Source organism: Pelagimonas sp. KU-00592-HH (genome assembly GCF_040369695.1).
Lineage (GTDB): Bacteria > Pseudomonadota > Alphaproteobacteria > Rhodobacterales > Rhodobacteraceae > Shimia.
Genome location: NZ_BAABWM010000004.1, coordinates 491,074 through 506,612, shown reverse-complemented (window position 1 = coordinate 506,612; position 15,539 = coordinate 491,074). Strand labels below are relative to the sequence as shown.

At 63.2% G+C, this 15,539-nt stretch carries 16 protein-coding genes; 7 read left to right on the top strand and 9 right to left on the bottom strand.

All coding sequences use genetic code 11. From position 1 onward, the window contains the following. Positions 1 to 17: 17 nt before the first annotated feature. The 5 genes from ABWV42_RS17710 to def (ABWV42_RS17690) form a co-directional block, all read right to left on the bottom strand. Positions 18 to 1,046, bottom strand: a complete 1,029-nt coding sequence (locus tag ABWV42_RS17710; RefSeq protein ID WP_353341337.1) for a glycosyltransferase family 2 protein — start codon at positions 1,044 to 1,046, stop codon at positions 18 to 20. A 138-nt stretch (positions 1,047 to 1,184) separates the two neighbouring features. Then, a complete protein-coding gene (locus ABWV42_RS17705) occupies positions 1,185 to 1,421 on the bottom strand; it encodes a hypothetical protein (protein WP_255106931.1) in 237 nt (78 codons plus the stop codon). Between the two features lie 29 nt (positions 1,422 to 1,450). Continuing rightward, positions 1,451 to 2,356: a methionyl-tRNA formyltransferase gene (gene fmt, locus ABWV42_RS17700; RefSeq protein ID WP_353341336.1), complete on the bottom strand. Its 906-nt coding sequence runs from the start codon at positions 2,354 to 2,356 to the stop codon at positions 1,451 to 1,453. A 35-nt stretch (positions 2,357 to 2,391) separates the two neighbouring features. Further along, the gene (def, locus tag ABWV42_RS17695) at positions 2,392 to 2,886 is read right to left on the bottom strand and encodes a peptide deformylase (protein ID WP_353341335.1); all 495 of its coding nucleotides are present in this window, start codon (positions 2,884 to 2,886) and stop codon (positions 2,392 to 2,394) included. Continuing rightward, complete coding sequence (gene def / locus ABWV42_RS17690) at positions 2,883 to 3,395, bottom strand: peptide deformylase (protein ID WP_353341334.1); 513 nt, start codon at positions 3,393 to 3,395, stop codon at positions 2,883 to 2,885. Before def (ABWV42_RS17690) ends, def (ABWV42_RS17695) begins: the two co-directional genes overlap by 4 nt. A 101-nt stretch (positions 3,396 to 3,496) precedes the next feature. On the opposite strand from def (ABWV42_RS17690), the gene ABWV42_RS17685 reads away from it, so the two are divergent. From ABWV42_RS17685 to ABWV42_RS17675, 3 genes are all read left to right on the top strand, one after another. After that, a complete protein-coding gene (locus ABWV42_RS17685; RefSeq protein ID WP_353341333.1) occupies positions 3,497 to 4,669 on the top strand; it encodes a MalY/PatB family protein in 1,173 nt (390 codons plus the stop codon). Between the two features lies 1 nt (position 4,670). Then, entirely contained in the window at positions 4,671 to 5,474 is an 804-nt protein-coding gene (locus ABWV42_RS17680) for a purine-nucleoside phosphorylase (RefSeq protein ID WP_353341332.1), read from the top strand. Positions 5,475 to 5,630: 156 nt separating this feature from the next. Continuing rightward, positions 5,631 to 6,155: a L,D-transpeptidase family protein gene (locus ABWV42_RS17675; protein ID WP_353341331.1), complete on the top strand. Its 525-nt coding sequence runs from the start codon at positions 5,631 to 5,633 to the stop codon at positions 6,153 to 6,155. Here the strand turns inward: ABWV42_RS17675 and ABWV42_RS17670 are convergent. Next, entirely contained in the window at positions 6,152 to 6,502 is a 351-nt protein-coding gene (locus tag ABWV42_RS17670; protein ID WP_255106938.1) for a hypothetical protein, read from the bottom strand. The two genes, ABWV42_RS17675 and ABWV42_RS17670, sit on opposite strands and share 4 nt — an antisense overlap. A 182-nt stretch (positions 6,503 to 6,684) precedes the next feature. Here ABWV42_RS17670 and ABWV42_RS17665 point away from each other — a divergent pair, with 182 nt between their 5' ends. Then, the gene (locus tag ABWV42_RS17665) at positions 6,685 to 7,659 is read left to right on the top strand and encodes a glutathione S-transferase family protein (protein ID WP_353341330.1); all 975 of its coding nucleotides are present in this window, start codon (positions 6,685 to 6,687) and stop codon (positions 7,657 to 7,659) included. 18 nt (positions 7,660 to 7,677) lie between these two features. Here ABWV42_RS17665 and ABWV42_RS17660 read toward each other — a convergent pair whose 3' ends face one another. Then, positions 7,678 to 8,046, bottom strand: coding sequence for a response regulator transcription factor (locus ABWV42_RS17660; RefSeq protein WP_353341329.1), 369 nt, complete (start codon positions 8,044 to 8,046; stop codon positions 7,678 to 7,680). A 192-nt stretch (positions 8,047 to 8,238) separates the two neighbouring features. On the opposite strand from ABWV42_RS17660, the gene ABWV42_RS17655 reads away from it, so the two are divergent. The 3 genes from ABWV42_RS17655 (at position 8,239) to ABWV42_RS17645 (ending at position 11,354) form a co-directional block, all read left to right on the top strand. Continuing rightward, positions 8,239 to 9,189 carry a threonine-phosphate decarboxylase gene (locus ABWV42_RS17655; protein WP_353341328.1) on the top strand — a complete coding sequence of 317 codons (951 nt, stop codon included), beginning with the start codon at positions 8,239 to 8,241 and terminating at the stop codon, positions 9,187 to 9,189. Next, the gene (gene cbiB / locus ABWV42_RS17650; protein ID WP_353341327.1) at positions 9,186 to 10,094 is read left to right on the top strand and encodes an adenosylcobinamide-phosphate synthase CbiB; all 909 of its coding nucleotides are present in this window, start codon (positions 9,186 to 9,188) and stop codon (positions 10,092 to 10,094) included. Before ABWV42_RS17655 ends, cbiB begins: the two co-directional genes overlap by 4 nt. Positions 10,095 to 10,187: 93 nt before the next feature. Next, the gene (locus ABWV42_RS17645) at positions 10,188 to 11,354 is read left to right on the top strand and encodes a lytic murein transglycosylase (protein WP_353341326.1); all 1,167 of its coding nucleotides are present in this window, start codon (positions 10,188 to 10,190) and stop codon (positions 11,352 to 11,354) included. 222 nt (positions 11,355 to 11,576) lie between these two features. Here ABWV42_RS17645 and ABWV42_RS17640 read toward each other — a convergent pair whose 3' ends face one another. Both ABWV42_RS17640 and smc read right to left on the bottom strand, forming a co-directional pair. Further along, positions 11,577 to 11,927: a hypothetical protein gene (locus tag ABWV42_RS17640; protein WP_353341325.1), complete on the bottom strand. Its 351-nt coding sequence runs from the start codon at positions 11,925 to 11,927 to the stop codon at positions 11,577 to 11,579. 75 nt (positions 11,928 to 12,002) lie between these two features. After that, positions 12,003 to 15,458 (bottom strand): chromosome segregation protein SMC, encoded by a 3,456-nt coding sequence (gene smc / locus ABWV42_RS17635; RefSeq protein ID WP_353341324.1) that lies wholly within the window; start codon positions 15,456 to 15,458, stop codon positions 12,003 to 12,005. Positions 15,459 to 15,539: the final 81 nt, after the last annotated feature.

The window sequence follows — 15,539 nt, the reverse complement described above, 5'->3', positions numbered from 1 at the left end:
CGGCCTGGACGTTCCCGTTACGCGGCCTTGGTGGCCGTGTCGCTTTCCGGTGCCGACTGCGCGTCGAGTGCCTTGAGGAACTCTTTGCAGCGGTCATCGCGCCGCGCCTTGCGCGCCATGCGGCGGGCCCAGTCAAAGGCCCCCTCGTGGTGCTTGCGCAGCGCCTCGTCCTGCGCCAGCAGACGGTTGCGGTACAGTTCCGCAGCAAAGAAATTCTCGGCCAGCGCGGTATCTTCCTCATCGTTGCGATCGAACTTTTTCCAGTAGGACATTTCGATCGTGCCGTGCTGGTGGTTGGCACGGCCCCGGCGTTGCTTGTTCAGGAAGGCATCCAGCGACCGCAGCGCATAGTGGTTCAGCTGCGCCACCTCGTAACCATAGGTGTCGCGCACGAACAGCGCCCCGGAAAGTTCGTCCTCGGGCAGCGGCGTGCCGTCCGGCAGCACCCAGTTGATCGGCGCATGTTTCTGGGTCAGGAACGGGCGGTGCACGCCCATCCGGTCAAACCGCGTCTTGTCGTTCCTGAACAGGGTTTTGAAAAAGCGGTGTTCGCCCGGCTTGCCCTCAAGGGGCTGGGCACGGGTAAAACACAATGGCACCGGATCGTCCGAAATCTCTGTCACGCCCGCGTTTCCGAAAATCCGCCAGGGAAAGGAAATCGCATCCGCCTCGGGGTTGGCTTCCAGCAGGGCCTGGAACGTCCCGTCGCCAACCTTGATCTGGAGGTATTCATCCACATCCACGACCAGGATCCAGTCGGCCTCGCGCACCGAGGGCTCGTGCTCGGCCCACATCAGCGCGCTTTTGTGCGGCCCACGGCGCATCACGCGGTTGAAACGATGGTGCACCTCGCCCATGGCATTCAACCGACGCAGGATATGGTCGGTTGGATCAGAGACGTCGTTGGTAAAGACCACGATGTCGGTTGCACCAAGAGATTTATAGTGGGCCACCCAGTCGAGGATATAGGCACCCTCGTCCTTCATGGTGGTGACCACGGTTACTTTGGGCGCGGTTGCACCGCCCCGGAATCCGAAGAAAGCCACTGCTTCTGCCTCTTTCTGCTCTGCGACCGTTTTTGTTTTTTGATGGTCGCTTGATGGCCCAAAGGTAGCGCGTTGGCAGCTTTTCGTAAACCTTGTTAATAGAAATTTAACCTATGCGTGATCGCGGAAAGGCCCGGGTTACTTGCGAAAATGCGTTGGCACGATCACCAGCGCCCCGATGGACGCGATGATGGCATTCAGCCCCGGACTGCCAAATCCGATATGAAACATCCGCGTCACCATAAAGAACAGAAAGGCACCGCCCACGCAGATGATGATCGAGGGAATATAGCCGTTCTTGGTGAACCCCGACCGTTCCGACGCATAGCCGATGATACCCGCGATGATCACGGTCCCGAAAAACGTAAAGAACATCCGCCGGTCCTCCCCCGCCTGATCACGCCCTAAAGCTGCGCGCCCTTGGCCACAGGGAACCCGCGCAGGAACACATCTGCATCCTGCGCGCCTTTGCCGGCCCGTTGCAAGCGCAACAACTGCACCGCGCCCTCGCCACAGGCCACGGTCAGGGCATCATCCAGCACCGCACCCGTAGCGCCGCCGCCCTCAACCAGCCGCGACGCCAGCAGCTTTACGCGCTGGCCATCAATCTCGCACCATGCGCCGGGAAAGGGTGAAAGCCCCCGGATCTGGCGATCAACCTCAACCGCCGGCGCGGCCCAATCCACCTTGGCCTCGGACTTGTCGATCTTGTGGGCATAGGTCACGCCCGCTTCCGGCTGCACCTCTGGCTGCAAGTCATCCAACTGCGCCAGCGCATCGACAATCGCCGCCGCCCCGATGTCGGACAACCGGTCATGCAGGCTGGCCGTGGTTTCCTCGGCCCCGATCACAGTCTCCCGCCGCAGCAGAACCGGACCGGTGTCCAGCCCCGCTTCCATCTGCATGATGCAGACGCCGGTTTCGGCATCACCGGCCATGATCGCGCGATGGATCGGCGCGGCCCCGCGCCAGCGCGGCAACAGGCTCGCGTGGATATTCAGGCACCCGCGTTCCGGCGCATCCAGAACCGCCTGCGGCAGCAACAGACCATAGGCCACGACAACCGCCACATCCGCCTGCAAAGCCGCCAGCGCCGCCTGTTCGTCTGCCCCCTTGAGTGACACCGGATGGCGCACTTCGAACCCCAACTCCAGCGCGCGGGCATGGACCGGCGTCGGGCGCTCTTTCTTGCCCCGCCCCGCCGGACGCGGCGGCTGGCAGTAGACGGCGGCAATCTCGTGACCGGCCGCGACCAGCGCATCCAGAACCGGAACCGAAAACTCCGGGGTTCCCATAAAGATAACGCGCATCCGCCGCTCCCTAACTGTTGGTCAGACCTGCCGCTTCAACGCAGCTTCCTGGCTTTCTTGATCAGCATGTCCCGCTTCACCTTGCTCAGGCGATCGAAGTACATCTTGCCGTTCACATGGTCGATCTGGTGCTGCACGCTGGTCGCCCACAGCCCCACGAAATCCTTGCGCGTAATGATCCCGTTCTCGTCCATATAGCGCACCGTGACGGCGCGCGGACGCTTGATCACCGCCGACACGCCGGGCAGGTTCGGGCTTGCCTCTTCATGATCGCGAAACTCGATCGAACTGTGCAGGATTTCGGGATTCGCCATGCGCACGGCCTTGCCGCGTTCCTCGCTGGCATCCACCACGATCAGACGCCGCAGCACCCCGATCTGGTTGGCCCCCATGCCGACGCCCGGCATCGCTTCCATCGTGTCGATCAGATCATCCCAGACCTGGCGGTCTTCGTCGGTCAGCTCGTCCACCTCTTCCGCCGCCGTGCGCAACCGCTTGTCCGGCCAGGGGATACACTTGCGAACCGTCATACCCGTGCCCGCTCACGCTTGAGCTTCTGCGACTTGCGGGTCATCATCTGGCGCTTCATCGGGCCAAGATAGTCAATGAACAGCTTGCCGTTCAGGTGGTCGATCTCGTGCTGCACACAGGTCGCCCAAAGCCCGTCGAAATCCTTTTCCTGCGGGTTGCCCTTCTCGTCGATCCAGCCAACACGCACCTCTTTCGGGCGGGTGACCTCGGCAAACTGCTCGGGGATCGACAGACAACCTTCCTCGTAGACATTGGTCTCATCCGAAGAGGCAAGGATTTCCGGGTTGAACATGACCAGCGGCTCGGGATCGCCATCCTTGACGCAATCCATCACGATCAGCCGCTCAAGCACACCCACCTGCGGCGCGGCAAGGCCGATGCCCGGCGCATCATACATGGTGGCCAGCATATCCTTGGCCAGCGCAAGACGGTCGTCCGACAGGTCGGCGACGGCATCACAGGTCTTTTTCAGACGCGGATCGGGGTGGATCAGAATGGGCAGTATCATGGCCCCCATCTAGGCCAAGCGGGCCTGTCATGCAACGCCCCCTTGCACCTGCCGCCCAATCCGCTAGCGTCAGCCTGTCAAACAGCAGGGGAAACGTGAGCATGAGTTTCGACGAGGTCATCAACCGGTTCGGCACCCACTCGGTCAAGTGGGACATGATGGAGAAAATCTACGGCGTGCCTGCCGACGACGGCATCGCCATGTGGGTCGCCGATATGGACTTCCGTCCGCCACAGTGCATCTCCGACGCCATCGGCAAGATGCACGACCACGGCGTCTATGGCTACTACGGGGATGAAACACCCTACAAGGACGCGATCTGCTGGTGGATGGAGAACCGCCACGGATGGAAAGTCGACCCCGGCGCGATCTTCACCACCCATGGCCTCGTCAACGGCACCGGCATGTGTGTCGACGCCTATACCCAACCCGGCGACGGTGTCGTTCTGTTCACCCCGGTCTACCACGCCTTTGCCCGCGTGATCTCGGCCGCCGGTCGTCAGGTGGTGGAATGCCAGCTGGTCAACAACGACGGCCGCTACGAAATGGACTTCGACGCCTATGACGCGCAGATGCAGGGCCACGAGAAAATGGTCATCCTCTGCTCGCCGCACAATCCCGGCGGCCGCGTCTGGAGTCGCGAAGAGCTCCAGGGCGTTGCCGATTTCGCCAAGCGCCACGACCTCATTCTGGTGTCTGACGAAATCCACCACGATCTGGTCTACCCCGGCCACACCCACATCCCCATGACCAATGTCGATGACTCGATCCTCGACCGGCTGGTGATGATGACCGCCACCACCAAGACCTTCAACATCGCCGGCTCGCATTCCGGCAACGTGATCATCCCCGACGAAGCCCTGCGCGCCCGCTTCGCCGCGCGTATGGCCGCGCTTGGCCTGTCGCCCAACTCTTTCGGCCTGTTCATGGCCGAAGCCGCCTATAGCCCCGAAGGCGCGGCCTGGGTCGATGATCTGGTCCAGTACCTCGATGGCAACCGCAAGCTGCTCGATGACGCCATCGCCAAGATCCCGGGGCTCAGTTCCATGCCGCTCGAGGCCACCTACCTCAGCTGGGTGGACTTCTCCGGCACTGGCATGATCCGCGAGGAATTCACCCGCCGGGTGGAACAGGGCGCGCGCATCGCCGTCAACCACGGCCCCACCTTCGGCACCGGCGGCGAGAGCTTCCTGCGGTTCAACATCGCCACCCCGCGCAGCCTTGTCGAACAGGCCTGTGAACGCCTCGCCGACGCCTTCTCGGACCTGCAATAACATGAGCACCGCCGAGGCCCTCGCCGCCATTCGCAACCGTATGGACACCCCAAACGCCAAGGTCGGGTTCATCCTTGGCTCGGGCCTCGGGCACCTGGCCGATCTGGTCGAGGGCACCTCCATCGACTATGCCGACCTGCCCGGCTTTCCCCACGCGGGCGTGTCCGGCCACAACCCCAAGCTGGTGATCGGCAAGCTCGAAGGCGTCGATGTCGCGATCCTTGGCGGGCGCGAACACTTCTATGAAAACGGCCGCGCCGATGCCATGCGCGTGCCGCTGGAAGTGCTGGCTGAACTGGGCGTCGACACGCTGTTTGCCACCAACGCCTGCGGCTCGTTCCTGCCTGAAATTCCACCCGGCAACCTTATGCTGCTGAACGACCACATCAACTATTCCGGCCGCAGCCCCCTGATCGGCGAACCGACCGACCGCCGCTTCGTCAACCTCACCAACGCCTATGACCCGGACCTGCGCGCCCGGCTTCAGGCCGCAGCCGAGGCCGAAGGCATTCCGCTCAAGGAAGGCGTCTATGCCTGGTACTCCGGCCCGAATTTCGAAACTCCGGCGGAAATCCGGATGCTGAAACTGCTTGGCGCGGATGCCGTGGGCATGTCCACCGTCCCCGAGGTGATCTTGGGCCGCTTCCTCGACATGAAGTGCTGCGCGATCTCGGTCGTGACCAATATGGCCGCCGGTCTTGGCAACGAACACATCAGCCACGAGCACACCAAGGCCAGCGCCCCCATCGGCGCAGCCAAGCTGGAACGGATCATCAAACGCGTCCTGCCCACGCTGGCCCAATGATTTTCTAGAAAATCATGCCCACCGGAAAGTCTTGCCAAAGACTTTCCCCTCACCCGCACGCGCGATTTGCCGCCGAAATTCGGCGTCACGCCTAAAGCGCCTTCCCCTCGGATCACCCCCAAGGCTAACTCTCGGTCAGTCCATGACGAGTGCCCTATGTCCCGCCTTCTCCGTTTTCTCTGGCTGTTCGCGATCCTCGCCGGGGCGTGGCTGTTGCTGCAACGTCCGGCCTCGCCGCCGCCCCCCCTCGCGCCCCTGACCGAACAGATCGACCGCATCCTGGTCGAGAAAGCCGCCCGCCGCCTCACCATCTATCGCGGACAAGAGGCGATCCGCAGCTATGACATCGCGCTTGGCTTTACCCCCGAAGGCGACAAGCAGGTCGAAGGCGATGGCAAGACGCCCGAAGGCCTGTTCACCATCAACCGCCGCAACCCGCAAAGCAGCTATCATCTCTCGCTCGGCATCAATTACCCGCAGCCCGAAGACATCGCCTTTGCCCGCACGCTAAACCAGTCCGCAGGCGGCGATATCTTCATTCACGGCCAGCCCAACAGCCTGCCAACGGCCATCACCCTTCCGGGCGACTGGACGGCAGGCTGTATCGCCGTGTCGAATGCGGAAATAGAAGAGCTGTGGCGGATCACGCCCAACGGAACACCCGTCGAGATCCGCCCCTAGGACTTCGCGATCAACGCTACGGGCGCGTTCTCACCCTTGAAGTAATCAGCCGGAGGGCGATCCTCGGCGGCGGTCGAGCGCTTGAACTCATAGTGCATCACGTCACCGTCCTCTTCCGAGGCCACGATCAGGCACTGGTAGACATGTCGCCCACCGTCATACAGATCGACAAACCCGCGCAGGTGCGGGGCATCCACGATATCCAGCGTGAAACCGCTTTCGCGAAACTTCAGCACGCGGAAAGACTGGCCATCGGCCTCAACCCGCATCTTGCTGCTTTTCTTCATGCTTTTCTTGCGGGCCGCATCCAGACCCGCCTGTACTTCTTTGGGGACCCAAGTCGACATTGTGCAATTCTCCATCCTTGCCCGTAGGGTCACCCATCCTATTGAACTGCGTCAAGAAAACTTTCCATGACATGACGGCAACTGTGCATATGCGCGCAACTCCTTTGCGCCCTGTTGCGTTTTCACATCACCGAAGCCGCGCTACCTCTGGGAGAAAGCAACATGCGTGAATGGAGATTCACATGGGCCTTCTGGTTGACGGCAAGTGGCACGACACATGGTACGACACAAAGTCTTCGGGCGGAAAATTCATCCGCTCCGAAGCGCAGTTTCGCAACTGGATCACCACCGACGGCAGCGCCGGCCCGTCGGGCGAAGGCGGGTTTGCCGCCGAATCCGGGCGCTACCATCTCTATGTGTCCTACGCCTGCCCCTGGGCGCACCGCACCCTGATCTTCCGCCAACTCAAGGGCCTGAGTGATCACATCTCTGTTTCGGTGGTGCATCCCGACATGCTGACCGAAGGCTGGACCTTCGAGACCGATGACCACGGCGCCACGGGCGATACGCTGTTCGGCAGCAGCCACGCCCACCAGATCTATACCCGCGCCGATGCCACTTATTCGGGCCGCGTCACCGTGCCGATCCTCTGGGACAAACAGCGCAACACCATCGTCTCCAACGAAAGCTCCGAGATCATCCGCATGCTGAACTCGGCCTTCGACCACATCACCGGCAACACCCATGACTACTGGCCGGAAGACATGCGCGAACCCATCGAGTGCATCAACGAACGCATCTACGACACCTTCAACAACGGCGTCTACAAATGCGGTTTCGCCACCTCGCAAGAGGCCTATGACGCGGCCATCACGCCACTGTTTGACACGCTCGACTGGCTCGAAGACATCCTGTCAGAGCACCGCTACCTGCTGGGCGATGTCCTGACCGAAGCCGACTGGCGCCTGTTCACCACGCTGATCCGTTTCGATCCGGTCTATCACCTGCATTTCAAATGCAACCGCAGGCGGCTGATCGATTATCCCAACCTCCGGGCCTATACCCGCGAACTCTACCAGATGCCGGGCATCGCCGAGACAGTGAACATGCAGCACATCGTGCGCCACTATCACTACAGCCACGACACCATCAATCCGCACCGCATCATCCCGATCAACCCGGACCTGAACTATACGGAGCCGCATGGTCGCGGCTGAGCCTGGCTGTGGCCCGGTTCAGACCCGGGCCGCCTCGCCATAGTGGGCAACCATCGCGGCAAGATCCTCGGGCGGCGTGCCGGACTGGACAAAAGCACAGGCATTGGCGCTGTGGTTGAAGATCGATCCGTCCGAGAAAAACGAGGTGTTGGTCACGAAGATGACCCGCGCCTCGGGCCGCCGGTAGCTTGCGAAATCCGCAATCGCCAGCGCTGCGCCTTCGGCCAGAACCAGATCAAGAACGATAATGTCGAACCCCCGCATACGCAGGGCGTGGATGGCGTCGGCCTGATCGCAGGCCAGCACCACCTCGGCTCCCGTTCGCTGTAGATGACGCATCCAGATACGCCCCAGGTTCGGGTCACTCTCAACAATCAATACCCGCATCGACATCCCCCTCAGGCACTTTCTGCGGTTTCAGAAACTGGTTAACTCACTAACCAATCTGATTTGTCCCGAATTTACTAACAATTCGTTAACGCCACCTTAACCAAGCCACTTCGGCCGCGGCACCGCGCGCAATGCTTGCCAAATCAGCGCTTTTCCGTTTGAAGGCGCTAAGGCGACAGGGAGGTCACCATGCCGGATTCGCACCAGACAACGCCCCGCGATCACGGGGGCGGCCTTGATGCCGCGATGGCCCGCTTTGGCGGCACCCGCGCGGATTGGCTGGATCTGTCCACCGGCATCAACCCGGTGCCCTATCCGGTCGGTGCTGTCTCTGACACCGCGTGGAACGCCCTGCCGGACCGCGACGCACAGAATGGCCTTCTCGAGGCTGCCCGCCAGTTCTGGAATGTCCCCGATGGGGCCGGCATCATCGCCGCCCACGGTGCCTCGGCGCTGATTGCCCGCATGCCTGCGCTGGCCGCACCGGGTATGGTCGACATCCCGACACCAACCTACAACGAACACGCCGCCGCCTTCACCGCGCAGGGCTGGCAGCTTGGCGAAACCGCGCCCTCTGCCCGCGTGCTGGTGCATCCCAACAACCCCACCGGCCACCTCTGGTCCCAAGCCGATCTCACCGCGCCGCTGACCGTCATTGACGAAAGCTTCTGCGACGTGACACCGGACCACAGCCTGATCAATCATGCCGATCAGCCGGGCCGCGTGGTCCTCAAGAGCTTTGGCAAGTTCTGGGGCCTTGCCGGACTGCGCCTTGGCTTTGCCATCTCACGCCCCGACACTATCCAGCGCCTGACCGACCTGACCGGCCCATGGGCCGTTTCCGGACCCGCGCTTGAAATCGGCACCCGCGCCCTGACTGATCACGACTGGGCCAACGCCACCCGCCGCCGCCTGGCCGATGACACCCGCCGCCTTGACGCCCTGATGGCCGGCAAAGGGGCCGCGCTGGTGGGCGGCACCACCCTGTTCCGCCTTTACGAGGTGAATGATGCTCAGGCCTGGCAGGACAAGCTGGCCCGCGCCCATATCTGGAGCCGCATCTTCCCCTATTCGAAAACCTTCCTGCGTCTCGGCCTGCCCGCGCCTGACCGCTGGGACCAACTCGACGCCTCCCTATGAACACCGCCGAAATCCTCCTTCTCGCGCTGCTTCTGGATGCGCTGCTTGGCGAACCCCGCTGGCTCTGGGATCGTGTCCCGCATCCGGCGGTCCTGATGGGCCGCTTGATCGGTGCCGCCGACAAACGCTTCAACACGGGCAGCGCCCGCATCCTCAAGGGGGGTGTGCTGATCGCCGCATTGGTGCTTGCCATGCTGCTGCTTGGCAAATTCATCGCGCTGTTCGGCTGGTTGCCGCAACTTCTTTTGGCGGCCATCCTTCTCGCCCAACGCTCGCTGGTCGATCACGTCCGCGCCGTCGGCAAGGCCCTGCGCCTGTCGCTGGGCGATGGCCGTCGCGCGGTGGCCATGATCGTCAGCCGCGACACGGCGCAGATGGATGAAAGCGCGGTCACCCGTTCCGCCATCGAATCCGCCGCCGAGAACCTCTCGGACGGGATCGTTGCTCCTGCCTTCTGGTTCCTGATTGGCGGCCTTCCCGGCTTGCTGATCTACAAGATCGTCAACACCGCCGACAGCATGATCGGCTACCGGACCGCGCGCCACGAGGAATTCGGCAAGGCATCAGCCCGCCTTGACGATGCGCTGAACTGGATTCCCGCACGCCTCACCGGGGTCCTGATCGCCGCAACCCACCATGGCCTCGGACAGTGGCAGGACATCCGCAGCGACGCCGCCAAACACCGCTCGCCCAACGCCGGCTGGCCGGAATCGGCCATGGCCCGCGCCCTGAACGCTGCCATCGCAGGGCCCCGCGCCTATGACGGTGAAATGCGCGACTTTCCCTTCGTGAACCCCAAGGGCCGCCGCAGCCTCGGCCCCGCCGACATCGACGCCACCTGCACCGCGCTGTGGAAGACATGGGGCGCGATGACCGCCATCATCTTCCTGATCGCGCTGTTCTGAGCGGCATCACGGACGCGCCTGACATCAAACTTTTGATTCAAGTTTTTCGCGAAACGTTTTAGGGTCGCGGCACATTCGTTAACGAGGATCCCGATGCGTATTGCCCTGACCCTTGCCGCCCTTGCCCTTTCGACCCAGACCGCCCTCGCCGCCCAATGCGGCGGCAGCTTTTCCGGCTTTGTCGAGGACATGAAATCCGAAGCCGTCGCCAAGGGCTACAAGCAGGGCCTTGTGAACAAGTTCTTTGCCAGCGTGAAACAGGATCCGCGCACCCTCAAGGCGGACCGCGCACAGGGCGTGTTCCAGAAACCCTTTGTTGATTTCTCGCGCCGCCTGATCAGCCAGAACCGCATCGACGTGGGCCGCTCCAAGGCCCGCACCTATGCCAACACCTTCAGTCGCATCGAACAGAAATACGGCGTCTCGCGCGGCGTTCTTCTGGCTTTCTGGGCGTTCGAGACCGACTACGGATCGTTCCAGGGCGATTTCAACACCCTGAACTCGCTGGTCACGCTCGCCCATGACTGCCGCCGCCCCGAACTGTTCCGCCCACAGGTCTTTGCCGCGCTCGAACTCTACAAACGGGGCGCCTTCAGCCCGACCAAGACCACCGGCGCTTGGGCTGGCGAGATCGGAATGGTCCAGATGCTGCCCGCCGACATCATCGAAAACGGTGTTGACGGTGACGGCGATGGCAAGGTCAACCTCAAGACCTCGCCACAGGATGCCCTGATGTCGGGCGGCAAGATGCTGTCCCACCTCGGCTGGCGCAAGGGCGAACCCTGGCTTCAGGAAGTCACCGTTCCCGCCAAGATGGACTGGTCGCAATCCGGCCTCGACACCACCAAGCAGGCCTCGGAATGGGCCCGTCTCGGGGTGAAACCGCGCGAAGGCAAACTGGCCAACCTGCCCGCCTCGCTTCTGCTGCCGCAGGGCCGCAAGGGGCCGGCCTTCCTCGCCTATCCCAACTTCCGCGTCTATTTCGAGTGGAACCAGAGCTTTGTCTACGTGGCCACCGCCGCCTATTTCGGCACCCGTCTGGAAGGCGCGAAACCCTACAACGCAGGCAACCCCGAACCGGGCCTTGCCGGGGCGCAGATGAAACAGCTGCAAAAGAAACTCAAGGCACGCGGCCATGACGTCGGCAAGGTTGACGGCATCCTTGGCGCCAAGACCCGTGCCGCCGTGCAAAAGGAACAAAAGCGCCTTGGCCTGCCCGCCGACGCATGGCCCACCCCGGCCTTGCTGAACAAGCTGTGACGCCCACATTCTTTACGAAACCTTGAGGATTATGGTATCCTCTGGGGATCGAAAGTTCCTTCAGTTTCATGACCGAAGAAACGACCCGGCAGAGCTGCTACTCTGCCGGGTCACTCTTTTTCAGCCCCTTACAGGCCTGGAAGAAGACGGAACCTCTTCACGCCGCGCGGGTTGCGCGAAATTCAGAAATTACGTTTCAAAGTGTTGGAAAATCGTTAGCACCTATGGCCGGACCGGGAACCTCTGGCCATCCTCGGTCAGCACCACCAGACGCCCTGCGTTTTCAACGATCATGTCGCAGCGCGTAACCTCGGTGACATAGTCAACACAGACCACGCTGCCCTCACTCACCCGCCACTTTCCATGCCACGTGCCGCCACCGCCATAGGTGTAGGTATAGAACCCGTCTGCGAGATACACCGACTGCCCGCCGTCATAGAACACCAGTTCCTCACCCGACAGCCGCGCCTGCAAATCCGCCTGCGCAAACAGGATATCCCCGTCGCGTGTCTTCCACTCCTGCGCCTGCGCGGCTCCGGCGGCCAGTATCGCGGCCAGTATCCATTTCCACATGATCGCCTCCCATTCCACGGCAGCTTGCCACGGAAACGGCCCAGGGCCCTGTCACGTTCGGGTGATCGGAAGGTATCAGGCGACCAGCGTTTCCGCCGCTTTCAGATCAACCGAGACAAGCTGGGACACCCCCTGCTCGGCCATGGTCACGCCAAACAGGCGATCCATCCGGGCCATCGTCACCGCGTGGTGGGTGATGATCAGGAACCGCGTATTGGTGCGGCGGCACATCTCGTCCAAAAGGTCACAGAACCGCGTCACGTTGGCATCGTCCAGCGGCGCGTCGACCTCGTCCAGCACACAGATCGGTGCCGGATTGGCAAGGAACACCGCGAAGATCAGAGCCATCGCCGTCAGCGTCTGCTCGCCCCCCGACAACAGCGAAAGCGTCGACAACTTCTTGCCCGGCGGCTGGCACATGATCTCAAGCCCCGCCTCAAGCGGGTCATCGCTTTCGACAAGGACAAGGTTCGCCTCGCCGCCACCAAACAGGTGTTTGAACAACATCGAGAAGTTCGAGTTCACCTGCTCGAAGGCCGTCAACAGACGTTCCCGCCCCTCGCGGTTCAGGCTGGCAATCCCGCTGCGCAGCGCCTTGATCGCCTCTTCCAGGTCCGACTTCTCGTTGGTCAGCGTGTCGAACTCTTCCTGGACTTCCTTGGCGTCTTCCTCGGCCCGCAGGTTCACGGCCCCAAGCGAATCCCGCTGCCGTTTCAACCGGTTCACATCGGCCTCGATGGCATGGGAATCCGGCATCGAATCCGGCGTGACATCAAGGCTCTCCAGCAAAGCGGCCGGAGACACCTGCTGCTCTTCATAGATACGTTCCGCGGCATAGGACACTGTCTCGCGCGCGGCATCCGCCCGCGCTTCCGAACGCGCCCGCGCCTCGCGCGCCTCGCTCGCAGCCCGCTCTGCGTCCCGCTCGGCATGTTCCGCCTCGCGCAGGGCGCTTTCGGCCTCGGCCAGCACATCGGCCGCCGCGCGGCGGCGCTCCTCGGCCTCGTCAATGGCATCGCTCAGCTCTTCGCGCTTGGCCGCGATTTCCTCGGGCGCGCTCTTGGCGTCGATCAACTCGTCTTCCGACCCGGCCTTGCGCTCGGCCAACTCACCAATCCGCTTCTCGGCGGTCTCGAGACGGTGACGCCAGCCGCTGATTTCCTTGGTGATCTGCTGGCTACGGCGCAACCGGTTTTCGCCTTCCCGGCGCAACTCGTCCTGCCCCGACCGACGCGACATCATGGTGATCCGCGCGGCTTCCACCGTCATCTTGACGTCTTCCACCTCGGCGCGCGCCGCATCCAGATCACCGAGATCGGCAAGCGCACCCTCGGCCTCGGCCAACTGCGCCCGCGCCGCCATCGCCTCTTCCTCGTGACGCGCCACGGCAAGCCCAAGGCTCTCCAGCTTGCCCTCGGCAAGGTTGCGGTCCGCCTCGGCGCGGCTCAGCGCCCGGTTGGCATCGGCCACGGCCCGATCCGCATCCCGGCGGGCAATCCGCGCCGCCTTATCCATTTCGGTCAACTCGCGCAAACGGGTCTGCAACATCTCATGCGCCTGCACAGCACCGTCGGTCCGGGCGGTGGCCTGCGCCATCTGCTGCTTCAATTCTTCCAGCCGGTTCAGCTGCTGCAACCGCAGCGCCGCCGCACTTGGCGCGTCTTCGGCCCAGGCCCGGTATCCGTCCCAGCGCCACAGGTCGCCCTCAAGCGACACCAGCCGCTGGCCGGGTTTCAGCAAGGCCTGCAACCGCACCGCATCCTCGGTGGTGGCAAGGCCGATCTGGCTCATCCGACGCTCAAGCACCTCCGGCACCGACACATGCGACGACAACGCCGTCACCCCGTCGGGCAGAGCCTGATCCGCATCGTAAGGCGGCAACACATGCCAGCCAGACGGGCCATCTTCATCCACTTCCGGCGCGCGCAGATCATCGGCCAGCGCCGCACCCAGCGCCTTTTCAAACCCCTGCTGCACCTGCAGGCGATCAAGGATCTGGCCGCCTTCCGCCGTGTCACGCTCAACCAGCTTGGCCAGCGCCGTCACCTCGGCCCGCAGCGCGTTCAACTCGCCCTCGGCTTCCGAGCGCTCCGCCCGTGCATCCGCCTCGCGCGATTGCGTCTCGGCACGGTCTTCCTCGGCCTGCGCCAGCGCCTCTTCCGCCGCCTGCGCCGCGTCAACCGCCGCCTCTTCCGCCGCCTGCGCCAGTTCGTATTCCTCGCTTGCCCGCACCAGCGCCGCCTTGGACTGATCAACTGCCTCGCGCGCCTTCACGGCCTCGGCTTCGCTCTTGGCCTGCGTCTTGCGCGAATCCTCAACAAGGCGATGCGCCGACTGGTGCCGCGCCGCAAGCCGCGCCACATCCTCGGTCAGCTGCGAAAGATCGCTTTCACGTTCCTGAAGGATGCTTGCCGCCTCGCGCGCCGCTTCCTTGGCCGCATCAAGCTTTTCCTCGTGGCCTTCCCCTGCCTTGGCAATCTCGCGGGCTTCCCACTCAAGCCGTTCGATGGTCTCACCCGCATCACGGTTCAGCCCCGACTCGCGCTCGATATCCTTGGCAAGCTGCTCGATCCGGTTCTGCAGGGTCTCGATGATCTGAAGCGCATGGGCTTCCTGATCGTTCAGCGTATCGCGCTGCACCTGAAGCCGCTGCAAAACCGCCGCCGCAATCGCCTCTTCCTCGCGCAACGGGGGCAGGGCATCGTCCCGCTCGCCCCGCAGCTTGGCCGCCGCACGGGCCGCGCCCTCGGCCTGCGCCGCCGCGGTGGTGCGCTCGCGCAACTCCTCGTCCGCCTTGGCCCGCGCCTCATCCGCCTCGCGCCAGCGACGGTACAGCAACATGCCTTCCGACTGCCGCAACTCCTCACCGATGGCCCGATACCGCGCCGCCTGCCGCGCCTGCCGCGCCAATTGCGCCAACTGGCCACCCAGCTGTTCGATCACGTCATCGACCCGGGCAAGGTTGGTCTCGGCCCCCTTCAACTTCAACTCGGCCTCGTGCCGCCGCTGGTAGAGCCCCGAAATCCCCGCCGCTTCCTCAAGGATACGCCGCCGCGCCTTGGGCTTGGCATTGATCAGCTCGGCAATCTGCCCCTGCCGCACAAGCGCCGGCGAATGCGCCCCGGTCGAGGCATCCGCAAACAGCATCTGCACATCCCGCGCCCGCACGTCCTTGGTGTTTACCTTGTAGGCCGAACCCACATCCCGCGTGATCCGCCGCACGATCTCGAGCGCGTCATCATCGTTGAACCCCGCCGGCGCCAGACGCTCCGAGTTGTCCAAATGCAGTGACACTTCGGCAAAGTTGCGCGCCGGTCGCGTCGCCGCCCCGGCAAAGATCACATCCTCCATGCCGCCGCCCCGCATCGCCGTCGGACGGTTCTCGCCCATCACCCAGCGCAGCGCCTCAAGCAGGTTGGATTTACCGCAGCCATTCGGCCCCACGACACCGGTCAGACCATCGGCAATGATCAGGTCGGTGGGGTCCACAAAGCTTTTGAAGCCTGTCAGTCTCAGTTTCGAAAAGCGCAAGGTAGGCTGCTATCCCTCATGATTCTTGTTATCCTCAAAGCCTGCCCAAGCGCAGCGGCCCGAGTCAACGGTTATCCACAG